This window comes from Terriglobus tenax (assembly GCF_025685395.1).
In the GTDB taxonomy this organism is placed as follows: Bacteria; Acidobacteriota; Terriglobia; order Terriglobales; family Acidobacteriaceae; genus Terriglobus; species Terriglobus tenax.
On sequence record NZ_JAGSYA010000004.1, the window covers coordinates 1,350,385 to 1,370,909 of the forward strand.

Below are 20,525 nucleotides of genomic sequence, written 5' to 3' on the forward strand. Positions count from 1 at the left end.
ATACCCGACTCGTTTAGACTCAAGCTGACCATGGACGCACCGGATCTCCAGGCCAGGGCTCTCTCCACGGAGCGGGCACGTCGAATTGTGAAGTACGTAGGCCTTGCCGCAGGCGTCGTTGTGCTTCTGCTGTTGCTCGCAACCGCTGGTTTGCGGCTGTGGATGTCGCATGCGCTGAACGCCAGCCTGCCCCAGACCGACGGCACGCTGCATGTGCGCGGCCTGAACAGCTCGGCCAAGGTGGAGCGCACGTCCACGGGGCTTCCAGTGATCCACGCCGCCAACCTGCACGACCTTGCCTTCGCACAGGGCTACGTCACCGCGCAGGACCGACTGTGGCAGATGGACATGCTGCGCCGCTACGCCGAAGGGCGCCTGTCCGAGGTGCTGGGCACCATGACCGTGGAGCATGACCAGGCCCAACATTATCTGCAACTGGGCGCAGCCGCCGATGCCGCCCTGGCCCACGTCGCTCCGGAACAACTGCAGCTTCTGAATGCCTACGCCGACGGCGTGAACGCTTACCTCGCATCGCACGACGGCAATCTGCCGCTGGAGTTCCGGCTGTTGCGCTACGAGCCGTCCAAATGGGCTCCGCGCGATTCCCTGCTGGTGGGCCTGTCCATGATGCAGGAGCTGGGCACCAGCTTCCCCACCAAGCTTGCCCGCGAGATCCTGACGGCGAAGCTTGCGCCGGAGCTCCTGGCCGATCTTTACCCCGTAGGGTCATGGCGAGACTACCCGCCTGCCGCGCCTCATCCGGACCTATCCGCTCCGAACCAGGAGATTCCCGATATTCCGCTCGACGAATCGCAGAGTGTCCTGGCACTTTCAGCCACGGGGCTTGAAAGCCTGCAGCACGCCCTGCACCCGTTCCGCTGCGAGGACTGCGTCTCCGGATCCAACAACTGGGTGGTCAGCGGAGCCCATACGGCCACCGGCAAGCCGCTTCTGTCCAATGACATGCACCTGGGCCTCGACATCCCAGGCATCTGGTACCAGGCTTCGCTGGAGTCTCCGGAGCTGCACGCGACCGGCGTAACGCTGCCCGGCCTGCCGTTCATCATCGTGGGCCATAACCAGCACATCGCCTGGGGCTTTACGGCTTCCCTGGCAGACGTGCAGGACCTCTACGTTGAAAAGCTGCGCACCTCTGCCGCCGACCCGAAGAAAAACGAGTACCAGACCCGCGAAGGCAACTGGCTGCCTGTCGCGACACGGCATGAGGTGATCCGCGTCCGTGGCAGCAAGGACCTTCCGCTTGAGATCAGCCTGACCACGCACGCCGGCATGGCCACGCCCGTCATCACGCCCATTCTCCCGAAGGAGAAGCGGCCCATCTCGCTGGCCTGGACGGTCTACGACCCGGTTATCACCGCCAGCCTGCCCTTCCAGGCGGTCAACCAGGCCACGAATTACGAGCAGTTCGTGACGGCCTTCCGCGGCTTCGGAGGGCCGGGGTTGTCCGCGGTCTATGCCGACGACCAGGGACATATCGGCTACCACGCCATCGGCAAGGTGCCGATTCGCGGCGACGCGCAGCACTCCTCCGGGCTTTCGCCGGTACCGGTCACCGACGGCTCTTATGAATGGAGCGGCTATGTGAGCTATGAGCTGATGCCGCAGGCGCTGGACCCCGATACCGGCGTCCTGGCTACGGCCAACGCCCGCATTACGACGGACAGCTCGCCCTATATGCTCTCGCTGGACTGGGAGAACCCTTACCGCAATGAACGCATCTGGAAGCAGCTTCTGCCCGGCAAGAACCTGAAGGCAGTCGACATGATGAAGCTGCAGATGGACATCTACTCGGACGGCGATCACGTCATCGCACAGCGGCTGGCGTATGCCATTGACCACTCCAACACCAAGGACAAGCGGCTGCATCAGGCCGCCGACCTGCTGCGCGTGTGGAACGGCAACATGGAGGCAAACTCCTCCGCGGCCGCCATCGTCACCGCGACACGCACCGCTCTGTGGCCCATGCTGTTGAAGCCGCTGCTGGGCAATGAGTGGAGACTGTACCGCTGGAACTCCCGCATGTTCGTCGAGGAGGAGCTGGTTACGCACACTCCCGCGCGCTGGCTGCCCAAACAGTACGCCAACTGGAGCGAGCTGCTGACCGCCGCCGTAGATCAAGGTCTGAAAGAAGCCCATGCTCCCGGCGACCTGGCCAAATGGAACTACGGCGCAACGCACCGCATTGACCTGCGGCATCCGCTGTTTGGCACCAACCGCTTCTTCCGCAAGCTGTTCCCGGCGCCCACCGGACCGGGCAACTTCCCCTTGCCCGGCAACGGCGTTACCGTGCGCGCAGGGTCGGCGACCTTCGGCCCCAGCGAGCGATTTACCGCCGACCTGGCCGACTGGGACAACTCCAACCTGAACCTGCCCGTTGGCCAGTCCGGCAACCCACGCAGCGTGAACTTCCGCGACCAGTGGACAAACTGGTATGAAGGCAAGCCGCTCACGCTGCCCTGGAGCCAGGTGAAAGCCCAGCACACGCTGACCCTGGAGCCATGACCGCAGATCACAGGAAGCAGCGGCTGATGCCCGTGACGGTAATTGCCGTCGCGGCGTTTCTCGCCGTTCTGCCGCTGGTGATCCATGGCTGCTCGTGCGGGCACGACTTCGACTTCCACCTGGTGAACTGGCTTGAGGTCCACCAGCAGCTGCTCCACGGCAACCTGCATCCGCAATGGGCTTTCACCGCCGCCTGGGGAGCAGGCGAGCCGCGCTTTGTCTTCTATCCGCCGCTGTCATGGATGGTCGGCGGCCTGCTCGGCTTCCTGATGCCGTACACGGTCGCTCCCATCGTCTACACCTGGCTCTGCCTGTTCCTTGCCGGTCTGACGGCTTGGCGGTTAGTGCGCACCATCACACCCTCCAGCCATCACACCCTCCAACTCGCCGTCGCCATCGCTTACCTGGCGAACCCCTACATCCTCTTCACCGCCTACGAACGCACGGCCTACGCGGAGTTGCTGGCAGCTGCATGGATGCCGCTGTTGCTCACCGCCATCCTGCGCGAGCAGCCACGATGGCTGGGGATCGCCATCCCCGTCGCCCTGCTGTGGCTCACCAATGCTCCGGCAGCGGTGCTGGGCTGCTATGGTCTGTTGATCCTCGGCCTTCTGAGGCTGCTGCTGTGGCCACGTGAGCAGCGGCGACAGACACTGCAACACTTCACGCTGGGCACCGTGATGGGTCTGCTGTTCGCCGCCTTCTACATCGTTCCCGCCGTAGTACAGCGCAAATGGGTACAGGCAGGCATGGCCGTGATTGAAGGGATGCGGCCGCAGGACAACTTCCTGTTCGCACACACCGCAGACCCTCCGCACGATACCGTGCTGTGGCAGGCATCCCGCATTGCCGTGGTGTTGCTGACGCTGAGCCTTGGGCTTGCGGCGGTGATGTTCAAAGACCGGACAGCGCGCCTTCTGGGAGCGGCAACGCTTGTCATCCTGCTGCTGCTTCTTCCGGTTTCAGGATGGATGTGGCAGCACGCGCCGCAACTGGCCTTTCTGCAGTTTCCGTGGCGCTTCCTCGCGCTGCAGCAGGCCATCGCAGCTGCCCTTCTGGCGCTGGCCGCGCCACGGTTAGCCAGCTTCCGATGGACGGCGTCAGCAGCCTCGCTCGCACTGCTGGCGGTAACCGTCTCGGTGGCCAACCACTTCTACCGTCAGGGCTGCGACGAGGAGGACGCTCCGGGAGCGCATATCACCTTATTTGAGCGGGGCGGCGGAGTTATACCCACCGACGAGTACACCGTGGTGGACGCCGACAACGACCTGCTGCAGCAGGACAATCCCGCATGGTGGATCGCGGCCCTTCCTGACGCTGCTCCGCCGGTCATCGGACCCGGCAACGAACTGCGCGTCCACATTCCCGGCATGCCGCCCCTCGCGGAAGACAAGACCTGGAACACCGAACACACGCGGCTGACCGAGCTGTGGCCGCGCTCGCAGTGGCTGATTGTGAACCGCCGCGCGTGGCCCGCGTGGGAGGCCAGCGCCGACGGATCTCCTTTGCCCATCACTCAGCGCGCCGACGGACTGATGGCTATTCCCGTGCCCGCCGGACCGAACACCGTGGAACTGAGCCTGCACCGTACGTGGGACCAGTACCTGGGCGCGGCGCTCACGCTGCTGGGGCTGGTGCTGGCTGCCGTCCTGTGGGCAGAGGCAAACCGGTTGGACTGCTGGGTGTGATGGCCTAACACCGTTTATCCTTGAAGCTAGCAATGTCTGTCGATACGATCCTTACCGAAGCCGTTACGCTGACGGATGCCGCGCTGGAGCGACTGCTGCCTGGTCCTGATGCTCAGCCGCATTCCATCCACCGCGCCATGCGCCACTCCACCTTTGCCGGCGGCAAGCGCCTGCGCCCCGCGCTGGTGCTGGAAGCCGCCCGCATGATCGCTGGCTCGCTTCCCGAAGGCATTGAAGACTGCGGTGCAGCCATCGAGATGCTGCACACCTACTCGCTGATCCACGACGACCTGCCGGCGCTGGACAACGACGACCTGCGCCGCGGCAAGCCCACCTGCCACGTCGTCTTTGGTGAGGCCATCGCAATTCTCGCGGGCGATGCCCTGCAGACCACCGCCTTCCAGTCGCTCGGCTTTTTGAAGTGCCCCGCGCCCGCCACCGTGCAGATTCTGCGCGAGGTCGCCATCGCCGTCAATACCGGCGTCGGCACGGACGGACTTGCCCCCGGCATGATCGGCGGCCAGGTAGTGGACATTGAGAGCGAGGGGAAAAAGCCCACCGCCGAACTGGTGGAAGCCATTCACCGTTCCAAGACCGGCGCCCTGATCACCGTCTCCATCGTCGCCGGTGGCCTGTATGCCGGCGCTTCAGCAGCGGACGTCGCACGCCTGCGTACCTTCGGCGAGAAGCTCGGCCTGGCCTTCCAGATCGTCGATGACGTGCTGGACCTGACGCAGGACTCCGCCCAACTGGGCAAGACAGCCGGCAAGGACGCCGCCACGGACAAGGCCACCTGGCCCGCGATCTACGGCATTGAAAAGTCCATCGCCGACGCCGACGCCATGATCCAGGAGGCCTACGATGCCATCGCGCCCTGGGGAGAGACTGCTGAGCCGCTGAAGACCATTGCCCGTTTCCTTGTAGAACGGAAGCACTGATTCATGACGGAAGCTGACGTTCGCCGTGCCCTTCGTGACTGCTTCCACCCGGCCCTGAAGCTGAGTGTGGAAGCCCTGGGCATGGTGGACCAAATCACCATCACCGTGGATAAGGACGCGCCAGGAGCAGGCATCCCGGGCGTTCCGCAGAAGCACATCGTCGCCCTGCGGCTGCTGCAGCCATCAGAGGACGAGACAGCGAACTCCATGCTGGCAGAGCTGGTGCGGAACCGTCTCTATGGATTTCCTGAGACCGGAACGGTCGAGGTGGAAATGGCCGAAGGCTGGACAGCCGACCGCCTGACAGACGAGGCCCGCGAGCAGCTAGCCGCACAGCTCCGTCCGCAGCAACTGGTACAGATCAGAACAAGCTGATTTGTCTTCAGTCGTACCCTGACGACCTTCTGAAATCTCTGATCTAAACCTCGAGAACACGCTCTTCCGGAACGGAGATCTCTTCCTGCGGGCATGGCCCCTTCTGCCCGGTGGCATGCACGATCGTGGCAACCCCCAGCAGAAGCAGCGCCAGCGTACAGACTCCGGTCCACTGCCAGTGAACCCATGCGAAGGTCACCATGGCCGAGCCAAGCGCCGCTCCGGTGAAGTACACCGTCATGTAGACCGTATTCAGGCGGCTGCGCGCCGAAGCGTCCAGGCCGAAGATGCGTGTCTGGTTGGCGATCTGCGACATCTGCGCGCCCATGTCGAGCACGATGACGCCTACCACCATCGCCGCCAGGTGCAGCGCCATGGACATGTGAAGGCGGTCCTGAAGCCACAGCCACACGAAGCTAGCCGCCAGCGTAATCAGGGCCCAGCTCAGCACATAGCGCGGTCCTCGGCGGTCGGCCATGCGTCCGGCAACCGGAGCGATCACTGCTCCCGCTGCTCCCACAACACCGAAGGTGCCAGCCACCCCCGCTCCCAGGCCGTAGCGGCTGCCCAGGAAGAAGGCCAGCGTCGTCCAGAAGCAGGAGAAGGACGCGAAGACCAGAGCGCCCATGGCGGCCGACTCCCGCAGCAGCCTCTGGCTCCGCCATAGGGTCCACAGCGAGCGCATGGCGTCGCCGTAGGTCAGCTTATGCCTGGGCGGCAGCAGCGGCATGGAGCGGCGCAGCAACGGCACGAATGCAAGGTTGATGATGGCGGCCACCACGAAGACCGTACGCCAGCCAGCGGCCCCGCCAATGTGAATGCGGCTGACCCAGCCGGCGAAGGTGCGCGCCAGCAAAACGCCCAGAAGGAGACCCGTCATGACCGTGCCAATGGCGCGGCCCCGTTCCTCGTCGTTGGCGAGATCCGGTGCAATGGGAAGAACGATATGCGTGACCGAAGCCAGGACGCCCACAATGGCACTGGAGATAATCAGCCACGTCAGTGACTGCGCCACGGCCGTGAGCAGCAGAGCCACCGAGACGGCGGCATACATGCGCACCATCAGACTGCGACGCTCTTTCAGGTCGCCCATCGGCACAAAGGCAAGCAGGCCAAGGGCATAGCCCACCTGTGTGGCTACGGCTACGTAACCGGTGTGGCCGCCGGTGGCGCCAAAGGTATGGCCCATCTCCACCAGGAGAGGCTGGTTGTAGTAGATGCTGGAGACGCCGACGGCACAGGCAAGGCCAAGAAACGCGAGCGGAGTATGTTTTTGGGCCTTACTCATAGTGGTCCTACCACCGATTGTAGGCCTTCTACCGTTTATTTGCTTGCGTGGCGTTTCACAAGGGAGAGCTTTTCTCCCGCCAGGATGCGGCGGGCCTGGCTGCGGGCATGGGTCGACCAGGGACCGATGGGGTCCAGGCGGACATAGGCCAGCCAGTGCGGCAGGGCGCGGCGGCGCTCTCCCAGGCGCTCATAGGCCAGCGCCATGTTGTAGTGAGCATCCGCGTAGCCGGGCACCAGCGCAATGGCGCACTTGTATGCCTCAATAGCCTCAGGCAGCCTCTGCAGCTCGTCCAGCACGTTGCCCAGGTCAAAGAAGGCCAGGGCATAGGTGGGGTCGGCGATCGTCGCGCGGCGATACAACTGCTCGGCGCGGCCATACTGCTTCTGGTTGTAGTAGATGGTTCCCAGATTGATGCAGCTGGGCGCGTGGTTCGGCTCCATCTCCAGCAGGTCCACATAGACCTGCTGAGCCTGGGCAACCGTGGCCGCATGCTCTTCAAGCTGAACCGCCTGCAGAAACATCTCCTGTACCTGCGTCGCCTTGTCGAGCTGCACCTCGTGCGCGCGCACCACCGAGAGCGGCCGCGCGGTCTGCGGATCGAAGTCAAAGAGCAACTGCTGCGTAACCGGGTCAACCAGGGCGCCGGAGTGACGGAAAACCAGCCGCGAGCCGCGGCGGGCAACCGCAGCTGCCTCCACCAGGGGGTTCGCCATACCCGAAACCCGCTGCATAGCATCGAGCCCAGCACGGATGGAACGGGAAGAGATCCGCGAAGCGCTCAGGTCCCGCAGACGGCGCAAACGTACCAGGTCTTCAAAGGTGTAGGTATCTTTCAAGACGGAGAGACCAGCCCGCTCCCAGCCGGCAAGTTGCCGTGGGTGCAGCCTCAGGATTCGCAGTACATCCTGGCGGCTATAACTATCCCTTGGGGTAATCTCGATGGGCACCGGCTCCTCTTGTGCCGAGTATGCGGCGCAACCCGGCTGGAATCAAGAGGATTAGCGGGGGTAGAGAAAGAAACCAGTGGAATTCGTGTCCTAAATCTGGTACTAGAGCTCGCCCGTGTCGTCCCTGCGGCGCAACGTTACAAGACAGGGCACAAGAAGGATGGCTAGAAACGCAAAACCAATCAGCAGATCGTGCATGGTGACTCCGGCAGTAAGGGAGATAACAGCTTCAAAAACTTTGCGCCCGGGAGCTGCATTGGCTGCCGGCTGCCTTCGTTGTACAGAGGTACGGATCTCTGCCGAGCAAAGTTCGATGATTTTTGCAAAAATCTGGCTGATTTCACCTGCGACATGAGTAGTCGGTTAACCGCGCCTGAATTCGGCCAGTGGAATGGAATTGTCGGCATGAAGGTCTTCCGTAGCTAGAGCGAACCGCGCACAGGACCGCCCGGAGCGCTTGGCATCATATAGGGCTGTATCCACGCGTTGAAGAAGGGTCCTGGCGGAGTCGCCGCAATGATATTCCGTCACCCCAATGCTGAGCGAAAGCTTAAAAGGGGAATGACCGGAGGAGGCCACGGCTTCGCAGATACGATTGGCAGATGTGAATGCACCGGATCCTGGGATGGAGGGCAGGATGATGACGATTTCATCTCCACCCAGACGGCCAATCAAATCCTCTGAGCGCACCTCAGATTCGATAATGGAAACGACCTTACGGAGTGCCTCGTCGCCAGCAGGGTGACCATAGGTGTCGTTGATTATCTTGAAATGGTCCAGGTCTAGAAGCACGATAGAAAACTGATCATAGTTACGCGAGCACCGGGCGAGCTCCTGATCGAGATAGAACTCGATTCCACGCCGATTGAGTTTGCCCGTCAGGTGGTCTACAAACGACAACTGTTCGACTTGGTGGAAGCTTCGCTCTCCGAAGAGATAGAGCAAGAGGAGTGCCAATGCCGTGGATAACGCAACATTTCCAAGAAAAATCGAGTTGGACAGCATGGCCGCCAGATAAGGATCAATCCAAGGAATTCCCGTGTGCCGTAGAATGACCACCATTCCATAGAAGCCATACAGAATCAGGAATGTTCCGACAATATACATGGGCAGCCGTTTTGCCTTGAGCGAGAGCAGTCGGTAGCCGGCAGCGAATCTCAAGACGACAATAGTGAAAAACAACACCTTCGTTTTGAATAGAGTCCCCTGTGTGAGGATGGCCTCCATGCCATAAATAGCTGCAACGATCAGAGCGACCACCAAACAGTAGTCTTTCCGCTCGAACAAAGGTGCCCCGGAACAATATCTCTTGATGGCGAGATAGATCAGGATGGTTGTGACGAGAGTGAAAATATCGCCGAACCGTATAGGGAGAAAAGTGTCGAAGAGAAATGCAGAACGGGAGACTGTCGCCAGAACGTACACGGAACACAGAAGACCGATTCCGGAGTGGGGCGCACTTGTTCTGTAGAAGAAATAAAAGAACCCAGCAAGGAGAGCTGTAAGGATGATCTGGCCAACAATAATCGAAGTCTCATCCAACCGCATAAAACGTCCTCAATGTGACAGCGGATTGACCATCAAATGCGCAGGAATGACCCAGGAGCCACCTACTCCAAGTCTGAAGCTGTAAGGTTGCTCTCCTCCACGGCCAAGTGCAAGCAGATTTTGGAGATGCTCAGCAATTCACCATCGTGACAACTGGCGCTAATGAGCTGATGGCGAAGATCCACTCGCGTATGCCGGTTATCTTGCACCGGAGAGACTACGACCGGTGGCTGGATCGGGGGGAAACTGAACGGCTTCCCATAGACCTACTGAGTCCTTACGAGGCGGAGGGGATGGAGATGCACGAGGCGAATCCAGCGGTGAGCTCTGTTCGCAATAACAACCCCGAACTGCTGAAAAAATAGCCCTGCTGGGGCTTTGGATGCCCCGCCATTCTGGCATAAATTTGAATAGGATCACCCGCCGCCAGACTTAACTAAAGGCAAGAAAGCTCAATCACAACTCGGCGCATTCGGGCGATGACTGCAGTGAGCGCGCCAGGCGCGTCTGCAAATTCTACTGCCGCTACAGCACTCTCTCCCTTGCCAGGGCGAAAGCCCTTTCCGCGCATCGTCAAATTTTGCCAATCATGTGCCGGCAAGGGTCCAACGCGGCTGGAATTAGAACGAAAGCCTGCTCAACCGCATCAACTGCGGGCTCCCATGCGTCAAGAAACTCCACTGAAACCTATGCAGGTACCCGCGGCCAGGGCTAAGACATTGAAAAGAATGGAGCCGACGGCCGGACTCGAACCGGCGACCTGCTGATTACGAATCAGCTGCTCTACCAACTGAGCTACGTCGGCGAGCTCCTCATCGATTCTATAGGGGATTCTGTTTGCGCGCAAAGCACCCCTTCGGTGGAAAGAAAAGAGGCCGCCCGGCAACAGGGCGGCCTCTTCGTAGGGAGAATAGTTCCAACGGAGGCAAAGCCATCAGAACTTTCTGGCGAAATACTATGGTTCGCCTAAACAGGGTGTCAAGGCAATTTCTGGGTGGCCGCAAGCCACCTATTATCAGTGAGATAAAGAGTGACAAAACAGTAACCCGGCGACGAATCTATTCGCCATATATTCGCCATCAACAGAGTAACATGACCTTTCGAAGCATCGTGAATTCAGGTCGTTAGCGTTTCCGCTGCACCAGAAACAGGTCACTTTTCGTTGGCGGCCGGCGGAAGATCCTGTCGCAGATCCAGATGGATAAATTCGGCATCGTGCATGCTGGAGGCGGGCTTGCCGCGCAGTACGCGGATTAGAGCGCGTCCGCCGCCGAAGAAGACCCCCAGAACCAGCGCCACCAGGCACATGACACCCACGCCCAGGATGATATTCACCAGCAGCTTTGCCGCCTTGCTGGCCTCGCTGACGTAGCCTTCAGGCTTGTTCCAGCTGATGTTGGTTTCGTAGTGCACCTGGTCCAGCAGCGTCTTGGCTTCTTCTGCCGAGAACTGCCCGTAGGTCAGGGCGACGATCGGGCCGGCGCGCTTCACGGTAATCGACTCGGCCTTTGCCCCCGCGGGCAGATGCTCAAGCAGATCCTTCAGCAGCGCACGGGAGCGGTCACCGGCGATGGCCGGCGTGGGGTAGTAGAGGGCAACGATGGTTCCGTGCGGATACTGGCCGGTCGCAATCTCCGGCGATTTGGAAAAGTCCACGACCGATGGATTCAGTTGTCCGCCGTCTCGCTGATAGGTGGCGGGGCCAAGCGCATACCGGATGCTTTCAGGGCGCAGGCCGTGCTTCGGCAGGTAGCTCAGCAGACCGGGCGCCTTTCCGGCGGCACCGCTCCGCTTCGGGAGGCCGGCGTTCAATGTATCCAGAGCTTTGTAGTCCGGCTGCGCCTGGAAGGTGGCGGAGACCAGCGTCGGACCGCTCCAGAAGAGCACCGTGTTTCCCTTCACCGCCGAGTCATTGCCCAGTTTGCCCGGAGCCGGCTGCGTGCCGGGATCGCGCATTGCGGCAAAGGCAGCGAACGCGCCGGTGGCATCAATGTACTGCGTAGCGCTGATGGCAAGCTGATTTTTGCCGGAGAGGTAGACACCCGACTGGGTGCGCTTGACGCCAAGCTCTTTCTGGATGGCGTCATCGCTAGCCGTGGTGACCGCGGGCTTTTCACTGCTCAGCGTCCATGCGCCCAGAGACTGCGGCAGCAGCGGCGCGGCAGGAAGTTGCAGCGTTGCCGCAGGCTTCTGCTCCTGCTGCGCAAACGCACCGGTTACGACAACAACCCCCAGCAGGGCCGCGGAAATCCAACGCCTGATCACAACAGTGAGACTACCACCCGACCGCCAACGGAAGCACATCGCCGTACCCATGCGGAGATAGACAACGGACAGATCAATTTAGTTCCCACCCCACCTGCCGGTCCGCGTGTGTATAAAACAGATATCCGTTCCTCTCCGTTGCGAAGACGGGCGCTCTGGCCCCGCTTCGCCGCCGTGTCGTTCCCAGCCGTTCAACTCTGGTTTGAAGGAGTGTGCTGTGATCCGTACCCGTACCTTGCTGTTTCTGTGCGCGCTTGCCTGTGGCGCGATCTCTCCTCTCGCGGCACAGAGTGCCGATGTCGCCGCCGTCCGCACCTATGCTGACAGCCATCGCCGCGAGATCGTCGATGAGTACCTGAAGCTGCTGTCGTTGCCCAACGTGCATGGCGATGCGAAGGCGTTGCAGGCAAACGCCAGCCTGCTCTCCGCCATGATGAAGAAGCGCGGTGTCGACACGGAAATATGGCCGACCAGCGGTGGTGTGCCTGTGGTCTTTGGCCAGAAGCTGGTTCCCGGCGCAAAACGCACGCTGCTCTTCTATATTCACTACGACGGCCAGCCGGTGGATGCGAAGCGATGGGCACAGCCTGACCCGTTTGTCCCGGTCATCCGCACCGACAGCATCGAGGCCGGGGGCAAGGTGGTTACCGACCTGACCAACGCCACCTATCCTGATGCGTGGCGTATCTACGCCCGTGCCGCAGGCGATGACCGCGTGCCGATTGAGGCGATCCTCTGCGCGCTGGACGCGCTGCACTCCGCGCCGAAGGAGAACGTGAAGATCATTCTCGACGGCGAGGAAGAGGGCGGCGGCAAAGGGCTCTCCGAAGTGATCCAGCAGTACCCTGACAAGCTGCACTCGGACCTGCTCATCATTCTCGACGGTCCGCAGCACCCCAGCGGGCGCCCCACCATCTATTACGGCGCGCGTGGTGGAGCCAGTGTGAATGTGACCGTCTACACCGCCAAACAGGGCATGCACAGCGGCAACTACGGCAACTGGATGCCGGACGCCAACGTGCGCCTGGCGCAATTGATCTCCTCCATGGTGGATGTCAAAGGGAAGGTGGTCATTCCCGGCTTCTACAGCGACGTGCTCCCCTTCTCCGCTGAGGCTCGCGCGATGATGGACGCTGTACCGGACCAGAGCGCGCAAATGCAGAAGGACTTCGGCGTGGGCTCACTGGATGGCGCGGCAAGCTCATTACAGGAAGGCCTGAATATGCCGTCATTCAGCATTCACACCATGAAGGGTGGTGAGGTGGGTGGCGTGATTGCCGCCAGCGCCACGGCGGAGATTGCCATGCGCCTGGTAAAGGATAACGAGCCGCGCGTGATGGCGCAGCGCGTCATCGATTTCATCCGCGCGCAGGGCTACTTTCTTGTGGACAAAGACCCGGATGTGGCCACCCTGGCCGCACACCCGAAGATCGCCAAGGTCACCTCACGCTCGCTGGCAGCCACCAGCGGCGGAGCCTGGCGCACGGACCCGAAGGACCCGCAGGCGGTCTTCGCGACCAATGCGCTGAAGTCGGCCTGGGGAGACGGAATCGTGCGCATCCGCACCCTCGGCGGCAGCGTTCCGGCATCGCCGTTTATTGATGCCTTCCGCGTGCCGACCATCGGCATCTCCATTGCCAACTACGATGACAACCAGCACACCGACAACGAAAATCTGCGGCTGGGAAATCTGTTTGAAGGCATGGTGACACTGGCCAGCCTGATGGTGCAGTAAGCGGCAACGCTCTGTTCCGCACCGCCTGTTTCGCTGGCCGAACAGATGCTCCTGCTACTTCTTATTCGGCGACCAGTTAATGACGTGATACTGCGCTGGCGTCGTACCCACGTTGCGTATCTGGTGCAGGCTGTTCGATGCGTTGAAGATGATGTCGCCCTTCGTCGCCTTAATCCACTTGCCATTGGAGAGCGTCTCGCACTCGCCGCTGTCGATCAGGATCAGCTCTTCGTTCACATGCTTGTGCGCCGGATGCGAGGTTTGCCCTGGGTTCAGGGTGGTGATGTGCATCTCCAGTTCATCCACCGTGGCCGTGGGCTGCTTCACGACAGAACGTACCTCTCCGGTTGCGTTTTTCGTCACGGCGAGCTGGCCGTAATGGAAGACGGTTGGGCCGAGCACAGTTGCACTGTTCGCGGCAGGTGTGGCGGGGTTCTGAGCAAATACAGAGGGCGCAGCCAGCAGGAGGGCTGCGGCAATTCTCCAGATATCCAGTTTCATCCTGTTATTCCTCCGTGCCGGGGATTTGCATAGGGTGCGACTTCCGGCGACAGCCATCTTAGCCAGCGCAACCTATGCCGGTCATCTTCCAGGCGAACATTCATGCCGCACAACGGAACTCCGCATCGGATTGCCGCGTAGCAGTAACATGCGCTCTCTACTGCTTCCAGCAATTGTTCTCCTGTACGCCTATCCAGCGATGGCACAAAGCGGACGTCCGGTACGCAATGCTCCGCCCAGGATCAGCTCCAGCGATAAGAAACCTGCAGACAAATCGTTTGCGTGGCCAACGCAGCTTGAGATGCGCGTACCTTTTGAGCCCACGGCGTTCCCCTCCGGAGAGAAGTCATATCTGATGTATGAGCTTTACCTGACCAACTACGGATCGTCCGCTCATACCTTCAGCCGTCTTGAGGTGCTGGATGCGGATGCCGGGGAAGCCGCGCCGATTGCATCGTTTGATGCTGAACAGCTTGCCGCCATGGTGCAGCCCATCGGCGATATCTCCGGCAAAAACAAGCTGACGCTTGGCGGCGGGCAAAGTGCGATCGTCTTTGTCTCCATTGCCACCGGCCGTAAAGCGCACTTCCCCCGGCGCGTTGTACACCGCATCCGTATGGGCGATACAGCGCTGGAAGGAGCCGGGATCGCAACGCACCATACCACCCTGCACCTGTTCGGGCCTCCGCTGGAAGGAGCGAACTGGCTGGCCGCCGATGGCCCCAGCAACGACGAGGACAATCATCACCGGCGCGGCGTTCTCGTGATGGACGGCAGCCCGGTGGATTCGCGGCGTTATGCCATCGATTGGAAACAAATGCAGAATGGAGCATCGTTTAGCGGCGATGCACGGGATGTGCATTCTTACTACTCGTACGGCAACGCCGTATTGGCCGTTGCCGATGGCCGTGTGATCACCTCGAAGGATGGCCTTCCGGACAATATCCCCGGCCATGGAGAGGCATTTCATCCCGCGGTCCCCATCACGCTGGAGACGGTTGCGGGAAACACCATCACCCTTGATCTTGGTGGGGGCCAGTTCGCCTATTACATGCACCTGCAGCCCGGTAGCCTGCGCGTAAAAGCCGGTGACCACGTGCGGCGCGGCCAGCTTCTGGCCCGTGTCGGCGCTTCCGGAGACGCACGCGAGCCGCATCTGCACTTCGAGGTCACAACCTCGCCCAGGCTGATTCGCGGAGAAGGCGTTCCTTACCTGATCGCTCGCTATCGCTCCAGCAGCAAGGGAACCCAGGAAGAGCATACGCACGATCTCCCTCTCGATAACGAGGTCATCGACTTCGGGGAAGCGATGAGGAGTACACGCCAGCACGCGCCGTAGCGCTGAATCGGGCTATACTTCCGCGGCGAGGCCAATGCGTTATTCCTATGTCTCTCTATCGCCTGCCGTGTGCTGTCATTCTGCTCTTCGCGTCGTCTCTTGTCTCTTCGCAAATGCCGCTTCCGCCACCAGCAGCGGCCCGGCCGGTTCCGCCTACGCGTGATCCGCATACGCCGGGCTACGTTGCGGCGAAAGAACTATCAGATGCTGAGCTGCCTCCTGCGAATGAGGACGGCAACTTCATCCTGGGGCCGACGCATACGCCCGCTCCGGAAACGCTTCCCCGCACAGACGTGCCACACGGCGATGTCTCCGCGTTCGTTCTTGACTCGGCCGACAGCAGGTTCTATCCCGGCATCGCGCGGGAAGCCGGCACCTTCGGCACGCCTGATCCGAACGATCCTGCAAAGCTGGTGGTCACCACCAGTCATCCTGCACCATACACGCGCCGCGTCACGGTCTATGTACCGAAACAGTATGTTCCGGGTACATCCGCACCCTTCATCATCGGAGCGGATGGTCCGGATGCGGTGCTGTTCACCACGCTCGACTCACTGATCGCGGAACATCGCGTTCCAGCGATGATTGTCATCTCCATCTCCAACGGCGGAGGCGACGCGCAGGGCAGCGAACGCGGTCTGGAGTATGACACCATGTCCGCTCGCTATGCCGAGTTCGTGGAACACGAAGTTCTGCCGCAGGTAGAGTCGCGTTTTCATGTGAAACTCACGCAGGATCCCGAAGGCCGTGCCACCATGGGCGGAAGCTCCGGCGGGTCGTGTGCGCTGATCATGGCCTGGTATCACCCGGAGTGGTACCACCGCGTGCTTACCTACTCCGGCACCTACATCAACCAGCAGTGGCCCAGCGACGCGAAGACTCCACATGGCGCATGGGAGTTCCATGAGCACCTGATTCCCGCATCTCCACGCAAGCCCCTCCGCATCTGGATGGAGGTCGGCGACCGTGATCTGCTGAACCCCAACGTGATGCGTGACAACATGCATGACTGGGTGCTGGCCAACGAGAACATGGCCCGCGTGTTGAAGGCGAAGGGTTACCACTACCAGTTCGTCTTCGCGCAGAACGCAGGCCACACGGACCGTGGAGTGAAACAGCAGACGCTGCCCGAGGCGCTGGAGTATCTGTGGCAGGGATACCGGGCTACAGGACGATAGGCTTGCTTGCCCATTCTTCGCGGTTTTGCGAAGGTTGGGTATCGCGTTGCGCGCGGCAGAGAAGCAAACTCCTCCGCCTGCGGCTGCGGAATGACAAAGCAAAATGCTCTCTTGAATCTATGTTGATCCGTCCTAGCCCGCCGCGGCTCTCCACTGCGACGGAGTCGCACCGACGCGCTCGCGGAAGGTGCGTGTAAAGTTCACCGGGGACTGAAAGCCACAGTGCAGGGCGATCTCCGCGATGTCGTCGCGGGTGCTCCGCAACAGGTGGCGAGCTTCTTCCATGCGGCGGTCCAGCAGATACTGGTGCGCCGTCTTCCCGGCGCTGATGCGGAAAGCGCGGGCGAAGTGAAAGGGGCTGAGTTGGAGCTCGTCCGCGATCTTTTCCAGGCTCACATCCTCGCCGAGATGCTCGTTCATGAACTCCAGCGCATGACGCAGACGGGGCCTTGTCAGGCCGCCTTTGAATTCCGGAGCCTTGTACGGCCGCCCTGCGTAGGTGCGCAGCAGGTGGTGCTGCAGGTCCAGCGAGAGCAGGCCCGCGTAGAGGCTTCCCAGGGGCCAGCCGTTCTCTGCCTGCTGGCCCATCTCCATCACCAGGTTGCGCAGTGCCATGTCATGCGCGGCCCATCGCGGGGTGAACTCCACCTCGGGCGATCCGGTGGTCTGCTCGGCCAGTTTGGCTAGCTCTTCTGCCTTCAGGGAAAGGAGGTAGCGGTCCGAGGGGCCGGTCCATACCAGGCGATCGCGCGTACCTGCCGGCAGAACGATCAGCGATCCGGGAGAGCTCTTCTCGACGCGGTTCTTCCCTTCGTTCCACCACTCATAGTCGGAGTTGCCGGTCACCTGCAGGTGCAGGCACAGGTCGCGGTGCTCGTGCTCCGGGATCTCCATCGACCGCACGGAGTGCCGCTCCAGCAGAAGGCCGGTCCACGGCTGCGGGGTCTTCCGGGCAGGACCGGGCAACAGCGGCACCAAACCTTCTTTCCCTACGACCGAGATGCGTCCGTCCAACGGCATACTGTGGATTAGATTACCCCTGCTCTTGGAACGCTCCGCCGGATTACCGCAAGAATTGCATATCCGGCAGCCCATGGCTTGCCATCCTTAACGTGTGTAGATCAGGAGGCTGGTCATGGGTAAGTTCAGCGAGTGGGTCAGTGAATCGTTCATCTGGGGCGTTGGCGTAACGCGCCCGAAACCGGGGACTGAGCGCTTTGCGGCGCGCTTCATTACGGGCCTTCTCTTTGGCTCTGTCCTCTTCCTGGCCGCAGTCTTTCTTCTGGTGGCGACCCACATCTAAGCATCCCTCCCAGGGGCGCGCCACTCCGGCCGCCCCCCTCTTTCTTTCCTTTTCGGAAATCCGAAGATGCAGTCCGTCAACTTGACTGCGACCAATCTAGTCCTATATAAAAGGGACTGGATAAGTCCTATATCTGGACGGTCTTTTTCTGCACGGCAACCGTGTGCGCCATTGCAGAGATCATCGCGTTTGTCTTTTTACCGGGAACACGGCCGGTGAGAGGGCGGCGCGCAAGGAAAGGTATCTCATGCAGTCACACGGATTCTGGAGCAGCCCATCCGCGCGCGTTTTGCGCTTTGCCTCTCTGGCACTTTTGATCACCACGGCCCATGGCCGCAGCTGGGCGAAGAACCCAGGCTCAACGCGACCAGCGTTGGAAACTCCGGCGGACGGTGCGGGACCGCTGATCTGCAGCGACGCTCCCCATGGTCCGGCCCGGAGGCTCTCCGGCGTCGTGGCAGATCAGACCGCCGCGCGCATTCCCCAGGCGCAGATCACCCTGAGCTGCGGCGACTTCCGCACGACGGTGAGCACGGACGCAGCAGGCGCCTACGCCCTGACCGTGCCCTCGGGCAACTACCTGTTGCAGGTGGAAGCGCCCAACTTCAACAGCACCCAGCAGCTGGTTTCCGTGGAGAACACCACCTCCGGAACCGAGGTAAACCTGACGCTGCGCATTGGGCAGGTGGGCAGCAGCGTGACTGTCTCCGCCGCCAATGAATACGCCACCACCGAGACCCTGAGCGGCACCAAGACTGAGCTTCCGCTCAACGAGGTTCCTCAGGCCATCACGGCAGTCAACCGCCAGCTGATGGACGCGCAGGACGTGGTGAAGCTGGATGACGCGCTGAAGAACGTAGCCGGCGTGATGCCCGGCGGCTACTACGACGGCTGGGATTACTACCGCATCCGGGGCTTTGATGCCTCATTCAACACCTACATTGACGGCCTGCGCGGCGGCAACGGCATGATGGAAGAGACCTGGGGCCTGGAATCCGTGGAAGTGCTGAAGGGACCCTCCTCCGCCCTGTATGGGCAAAGCGTTCTGGGCGGCCTGGTGAACATCGTCACCCGTAAGCCGGTGCCGGACAACTTCGCGCACATCCAGATGACGGGCGGCACCTTCAAGTTCCTGGACCCGGCGGTGGACGTGGGCGGATCGTTGAACTCCTCGCGCACGCTCTTCGGACGCATGGCGGGCCTGTATCACTCGGCCAACACCTTCGTGGACCACACCTATCGCCATCGTTACTACCTGGCTCCGTCGCTGACGTGGCGTCCCACACCTGCCACCTCTCTGACGCTGATCGGCCGTGCGCAGCGCGACAACGGCGTACAGGGCATGCCGCTGCCGGCCATCGGAACGGTGACTCCGGGGCCCACCGGAACCCTGATTCCCATCAGCCGCTACATCGGCGAACTGAACTCGCATGCGAACCAGCTTGCGCAGGCCAACCAGCAGTTCGGCTACCAGTTCCGCCAGTCGCTGGGCGAACACTTTACCCTGCGGCAGAACGCGCGCTTCGCGTGGTATCAGCAGCACTGGAACCGCATCTACTACCCCAGCTATCTTGCCGCGGACAACCGCACCCTGTACCGCTATGCGCTGAGCTGGGACGGTCCGTGGCAGACGCATGAGGTAGACACCAACATGGAAGCGCATGGCCGCCTGCTGGGCATGGAGCACAGCGCCCTGCTGGGCTTTGACTTCTTCCGCCAGCCGGGAACCTCCGTTGGCTGGATTGGCGGCGACGAACCGCTGGACCTGTACAACCCGGTCTACAACGCGAACCCGTACCAGCCGCTGGTGCAGTACACCAGCTCGGCGACCGTCACGCAGTACGCGGGCATCTACCTGCAGGACCATATCCGTTTGCCGCACAACGTAACCATCACTGGCGGCGGACGCCTGGAGTTTGCCAAGAACCAGACCAAGGGTTCGCCCAACCAGAACAGCGTAGGCCAGACGCCGCGCCTGGGCGTGACCTGGCAGTTCATTCCGTCCACGACGGTCTACGCCAGCTTCAGCCGCTCGTTCCTGCCACAGTCCGGCCAGACCTACGTCAGCGCCACGCAGACCGGCAACATTCCCCCGGAGCGCGGCAAGCAGTGGGAAGGCGGATTGAAGTCCTCGTACTTCAACGGTCGCCTGCTGACGACACTGGCCGTCTTCCAGTTGAACCGCACCAACGTGGCCACCACGGACGTTGCCCATCCGAACTTCATGGTGGTTGCGGGTGAGCAGCGCAGCCGCGGCGTAGAGCTGGAAGCCACCGTGCATCCGATGGCGGGATGGAACATTACCTCGGCCTATTCCTATGTGAACGCCGTCTACAGCAAGGATGCGCTGGTCTACGGAGTCACGATTCCGGAAGGCACGCCGACGCTGAACGCGCCGAAGCACATCTTCAACCTCTGGACGACGTATGAGATTCCGCGTGGCACGGTGCGCGGCCTGCGCTTCGGCATTGGTGGACGCCACTACACTGACCAGGCAGGCGACACAGCCAACAGTTTCCGCCTGCCCCAGTACGGCATCGCGGACGCGTCCGTGACCTACCAGCGCGGACCGGCCAAGTGGCAGCTCAACGTCAACAACCTGGGCAACAAGCGTTACTATGCCGGATCCTATAGCGACCTGTATGTGAAGCCGGGCGAGCCGCGCGTCATCCGCGGCACCATGTCCTGGAACTTCTAACGATTTCTCACAGCCCCTGACAAGGCTGATTGGGTGTACTGCCTTCCCTCCCGGCAGTGCACCCTATTTTTTGCACTCTGCACGCTGTGCTTTTTTGTCTTGTCATTTCGCAGCGGAGCGGAGAAATCTGCTTCTCAAGCCAAATCTGCATTGGCAGTAAAAAGAAGGGTCGCCTGCGCGATACCCACCCTCCGCG

General features: G+C 61.4%; 16 protein-coding genes and 1 tRNA gene. 10 read left to right on the top strand and 7 right to left on the bottom strand.

Annotated features, from left to right (window positions below; all coding sequences use genetic code 11):
• Positions 1–30 precede the first annotated feature (30 nt).
• The 4 genes from OHL13_RS11070 to OHL13_RS11085 are packed head-to-tail and all read left to right on the top strand — an operon-like array spanning position 31 to position 5,524.
• On the top strand, positions 31–2,523 hold the full coding sequence (locus tag OHL13_RS11070; protein WP_263410188.1) for a penicillin acylase family protein: 2,493 nt from the start codon (positions 31–33) through the stop codon (positions 2,521–2,523).
• Positions 2,520–4,211, top strand: a complete 1,692-nt coding sequence (locus OHL13_RS11075) for a hypothetical protein (protein WP_263410189.1) — start codon at positions 2,520–2,522, stop codon at positions 4,209–4,211. The genes OHL13_RS11070 and OHL13_RS11075 overlap by 4 nt, the downstream gene beginning before the upstream one ends.
• Before the next feature lie 32 nt (positions 4,212–4,243).
• Complete coding sequence (locus tag OHL13_RS11080) at positions 4,244–5,149, top strand: polyprenyl synthetase family protein (RefSeq protein WP_263410190.1); 906 nt, start codon at positions 4,244–4,246, stop codon at positions 5,147–5,149.
• Positions 5,150–5,152: 3 nt separating this feature from the next.
• Positions 5,153–5,524 carry a DUF59 domain-containing protein gene (locus OHL13_RS11085; RefSeq protein WP_263410191.1) on the top strand — a complete coding sequence of 124 codons (372 nt, stop codon included), beginning with the start codon at positions 5,153–5,155 and terminating at the stop codon, positions 5,522–5,524.
• A 43-nt stretch (positions 5,525–5,567) separates the two neighbouring features.
• Here the strand turns inward: OHL13_RS11085 and OHL13_RS11090 are convergent, their stop codons facing one another.
• From OHL13_RS11090 to OHL13_RS11100, 3 genes are all read right to left on the bottom strand, one after another.
• Complete coding sequence (locus tag OHL13_RS11090; RefSeq protein ID WP_263410192.1) at positions 5,568–6,812, bottom strand: MFS transporter; 1,245 nt, start codon at positions 6,810–6,812, stop codon at positions 5,568–5,570.
• 35 nt (positions 6,813–6,847) lie between these two features.
• Positions 6,848–7,762, bottom strand: coding sequence for a tetratricopeptide repeat protein (locus OHL13_RS11095; RefSeq protein ID WP_263410193.1), 915 nt, complete (start codon positions 7,760–7,762; stop codon positions 6,848–6,850).
• 363 nt (positions 7,763–8,125) lie between these two features.
• Positions 8,126–9,310, bottom strand: a complete 1,185-nt coding sequence (locus tag OHL13_RS11100; protein WP_263410194.1) for a GGDEF domain-containing protein — start codon at positions 9,308–9,310, stop codon at positions 8,126–8,128.
• 107 nt (positions 9,311–9,417) lie between these two features.
• Between OHL13_RS11100 and OHL13_RS18720 the strand changes: the two genes are divergently transcribed.
• A complete protein-coding gene (locus tag OHL13_RS18720; RefSeq protein ID WP_399255629.1) occupies positions 9,418–9,675 on the top strand; it encodes an SOS response-associated peptidase family protein in 258 nt (85 codons plus the stop codon).
• 364 nt (positions 9,676–10,039) lie between these two features.
• Here OHL13_RS18720 and OHL13_RS11105 read toward each other — a convergent pair.
• Both OHL13_RS11105 and OHL13_RS11110 read right to left on the bottom strand, forming a co-directional pair.
• Positions 10,040–10,115: transfer RNA gene (locus OHL13_RS11105), tRNA-Thr, on the bottom strand.
• 347 nt (positions 10,116–10,462) lie between these two features.
• Entirely contained in the window at positions 10,463–11,575 is a 1,113-nt protein-coding gene (locus OHL13_RS11110; RefSeq protein WP_263410195.1) for a DUF6599 family protein, read from the bottom strand.
• 217 nt (positions 11,576–11,792) lie between these two features.
• On the opposite strand from OHL13_RS11110, the gene OHL13_RS11115 reads away from it, so the two are divergent.
• Entirely contained in the window at positions 11,793–13,310 is a 1,518-nt protein-coding gene (locus OHL13_RS11115; protein ID WP_263410196.1) for a M20/M25/M40 family metallo-hydrolase, read from the top strand.
• A gap of 54 nt (positions 13,311–13,364) precedes the next feature.
• Here OHL13_RS11115 and OHL13_RS11120 read toward each other — a convergent pair whose 3' ends face one another.
• A complete protein-coding gene (locus tag OHL13_RS11120) occupies positions 13,365–13,811 on the bottom strand; it encodes a cupin domain-containing protein (protein ID WP_263410197.1) in 447 nt (148 codons plus the stop codon).
• Positions 13,812–13,959: 148 nt separating this feature from the next.
• On the opposite strand from OHL13_RS11120, the gene OHL13_RS11125 reads away from it, so the two are divergent.
• Together OHL13_RS11125 and OHL13_RS11130 are read left to right on the top strand one after the other, a co-directional pair.
• The gene (locus tag OHL13_RS11125; RefSeq protein ID WP_263410198.1) at positions 13,960–15,150 is read left to right on the top strand and encodes a M23 family metallopeptidase; all 1,191 of its coding nucleotides are present in this window, start codon (positions 13,960–13,962) and stop codon (positions 15,148–15,150) included.
• A 47-nt stretch (positions 15,151–15,197) separates the two neighbouring features.
• Complete coding sequence (locus OHL13_RS11130; protein ID WP_263410199.1) at positions 15,198–16,328, top strand: alpha/beta hydrolase; 1,131 nt, start codon at positions 15,198–15,200, stop codon at positions 16,326–16,328.
• Positions 16,329–16,460: 132 nt separating this feature from the next.
• Here OHL13_RS11130 and OHL13_RS11135 read toward each other — a convergent pair whose 3' ends face one another.
• Positions 16,461–17,303 carry a helix-turn-helix domain-containing protein gene (locus OHL13_RS11135; protein WP_263410200.1) on the bottom strand — a complete coding sequence of 281 codons (843 nt, stop codon included), beginning with the start codon at positions 17,301–17,303 and terminating at the stop codon, positions 16,461–16,463.
• Positions 17,304–17,463: 160 nt separating this feature from the next.
• Between OHL13_RS11135 and OHL13_RS11140 the strand changes: the two genes are divergently transcribed.
• A complete protein-coding gene (locus tag OHL13_RS11140) occupies positions 17,464–17,631 on the top strand; it encodes a hypothetical protein (RefSeq protein ID WP_263410201.1) in 168 nt (55 codons plus the stop codon).
• 247 nt (positions 17,632–17,878) lie between these two features.
• Positions 17,879–20,329 carry a TonB-dependent siderophore receptor gene (locus OHL13_RS11145; protein ID WP_263410202.1) on the top strand — a complete coding sequence of 817 codons (2,451 nt, stop codon included), beginning with the start codon at positions 17,879–17,881 and terminating at the stop codon, positions 20,327–20,329.
• Positions 20,330–20,525 lie beyond the last annotated feature (196 nt).

Excerpts from the sequence above, each read along its gene's own strand:
- OHL13_RS11090 (WP_263410192.1), bottom strand. The coding sequence starts at position 6,812 with ATGAGTAAGGCCCAAAAACATACTCCGCTCGCGTTTCTTGGCCTTGCC.
- OHL13_RS11130 (WP_263410199.1), top strand. The coding sequence starts at position 15,198 with ATGTCTCTCTATCGCCTGCCGTGTGCTGTCATTCTGCTCTTCGCGTCG.
- OHL13_RS11070 (WP_263410188.1), top strand. The coding sequence starts at position 31 with ATGGACGCACCGGATCTCCAGGCCAGGGCTCTCTCCACGGAGCGGGCA.
- OHL13_RS11125 (WP_263410198.1), top strand. The coding sequence starts at position 13,960 with ATGCGCTCTCTACTGCTTCCAGCAATTGTTCTCCTGTACGCCTATCCA.
- OHL13_RS11075 (WP_263410189.1), top strand. The coding sequence starts at position 2,520 with ATGACCGCAGATCACAGGAAGCAGCGGCTGATGCCCGTGACGGTAATT.
- OHL13_RS11080 (WP_263410190.1), top strand. The coding sequence starts at position 4,244 with ATGTCTGTCGATACGATCCTTACCGAAGCCGTTACGCTGACGGATGCC.
- OHL13_RS11140 (WP_263410201.1), top strand. The coding sequence starts at position 17,464 with ATGGGTAAGTTCAGCGAGTGGGTCAGTGAATCGTTCATCTGGGGCGTT.
- OHL13_RS11100 (WP_263410194.1), bottom strand. The coding sequence starts at position 9,310 with ATGCGGTTGGATGAGACTTCGATTATTGTTGGCCAGATCATCCTTACA.
- OHL13_RS11085 (WP_263410191.1), top strand. The coding sequence starts at position 5,153 with ATGACGGAAGCTGACGTTCGCCGTGCCCTTCGTGACTGCTTCCACCCG.
- OHL13_RS11120 (WP_263410197.1), bottom strand. The coding sequence starts at position 13,811 with ATGAAACTGGATATCTGGAGAATTGCCGCAGCCCTCCTGCTGGCTGCG.
- OHL13_RS11145 (WP_263410202.1), top strand. The coding sequence starts at position 17,879 with ATGCAGTCACACGGATTCTGGAGCAGCCCATCCGCGCGCGTTTTGCGC.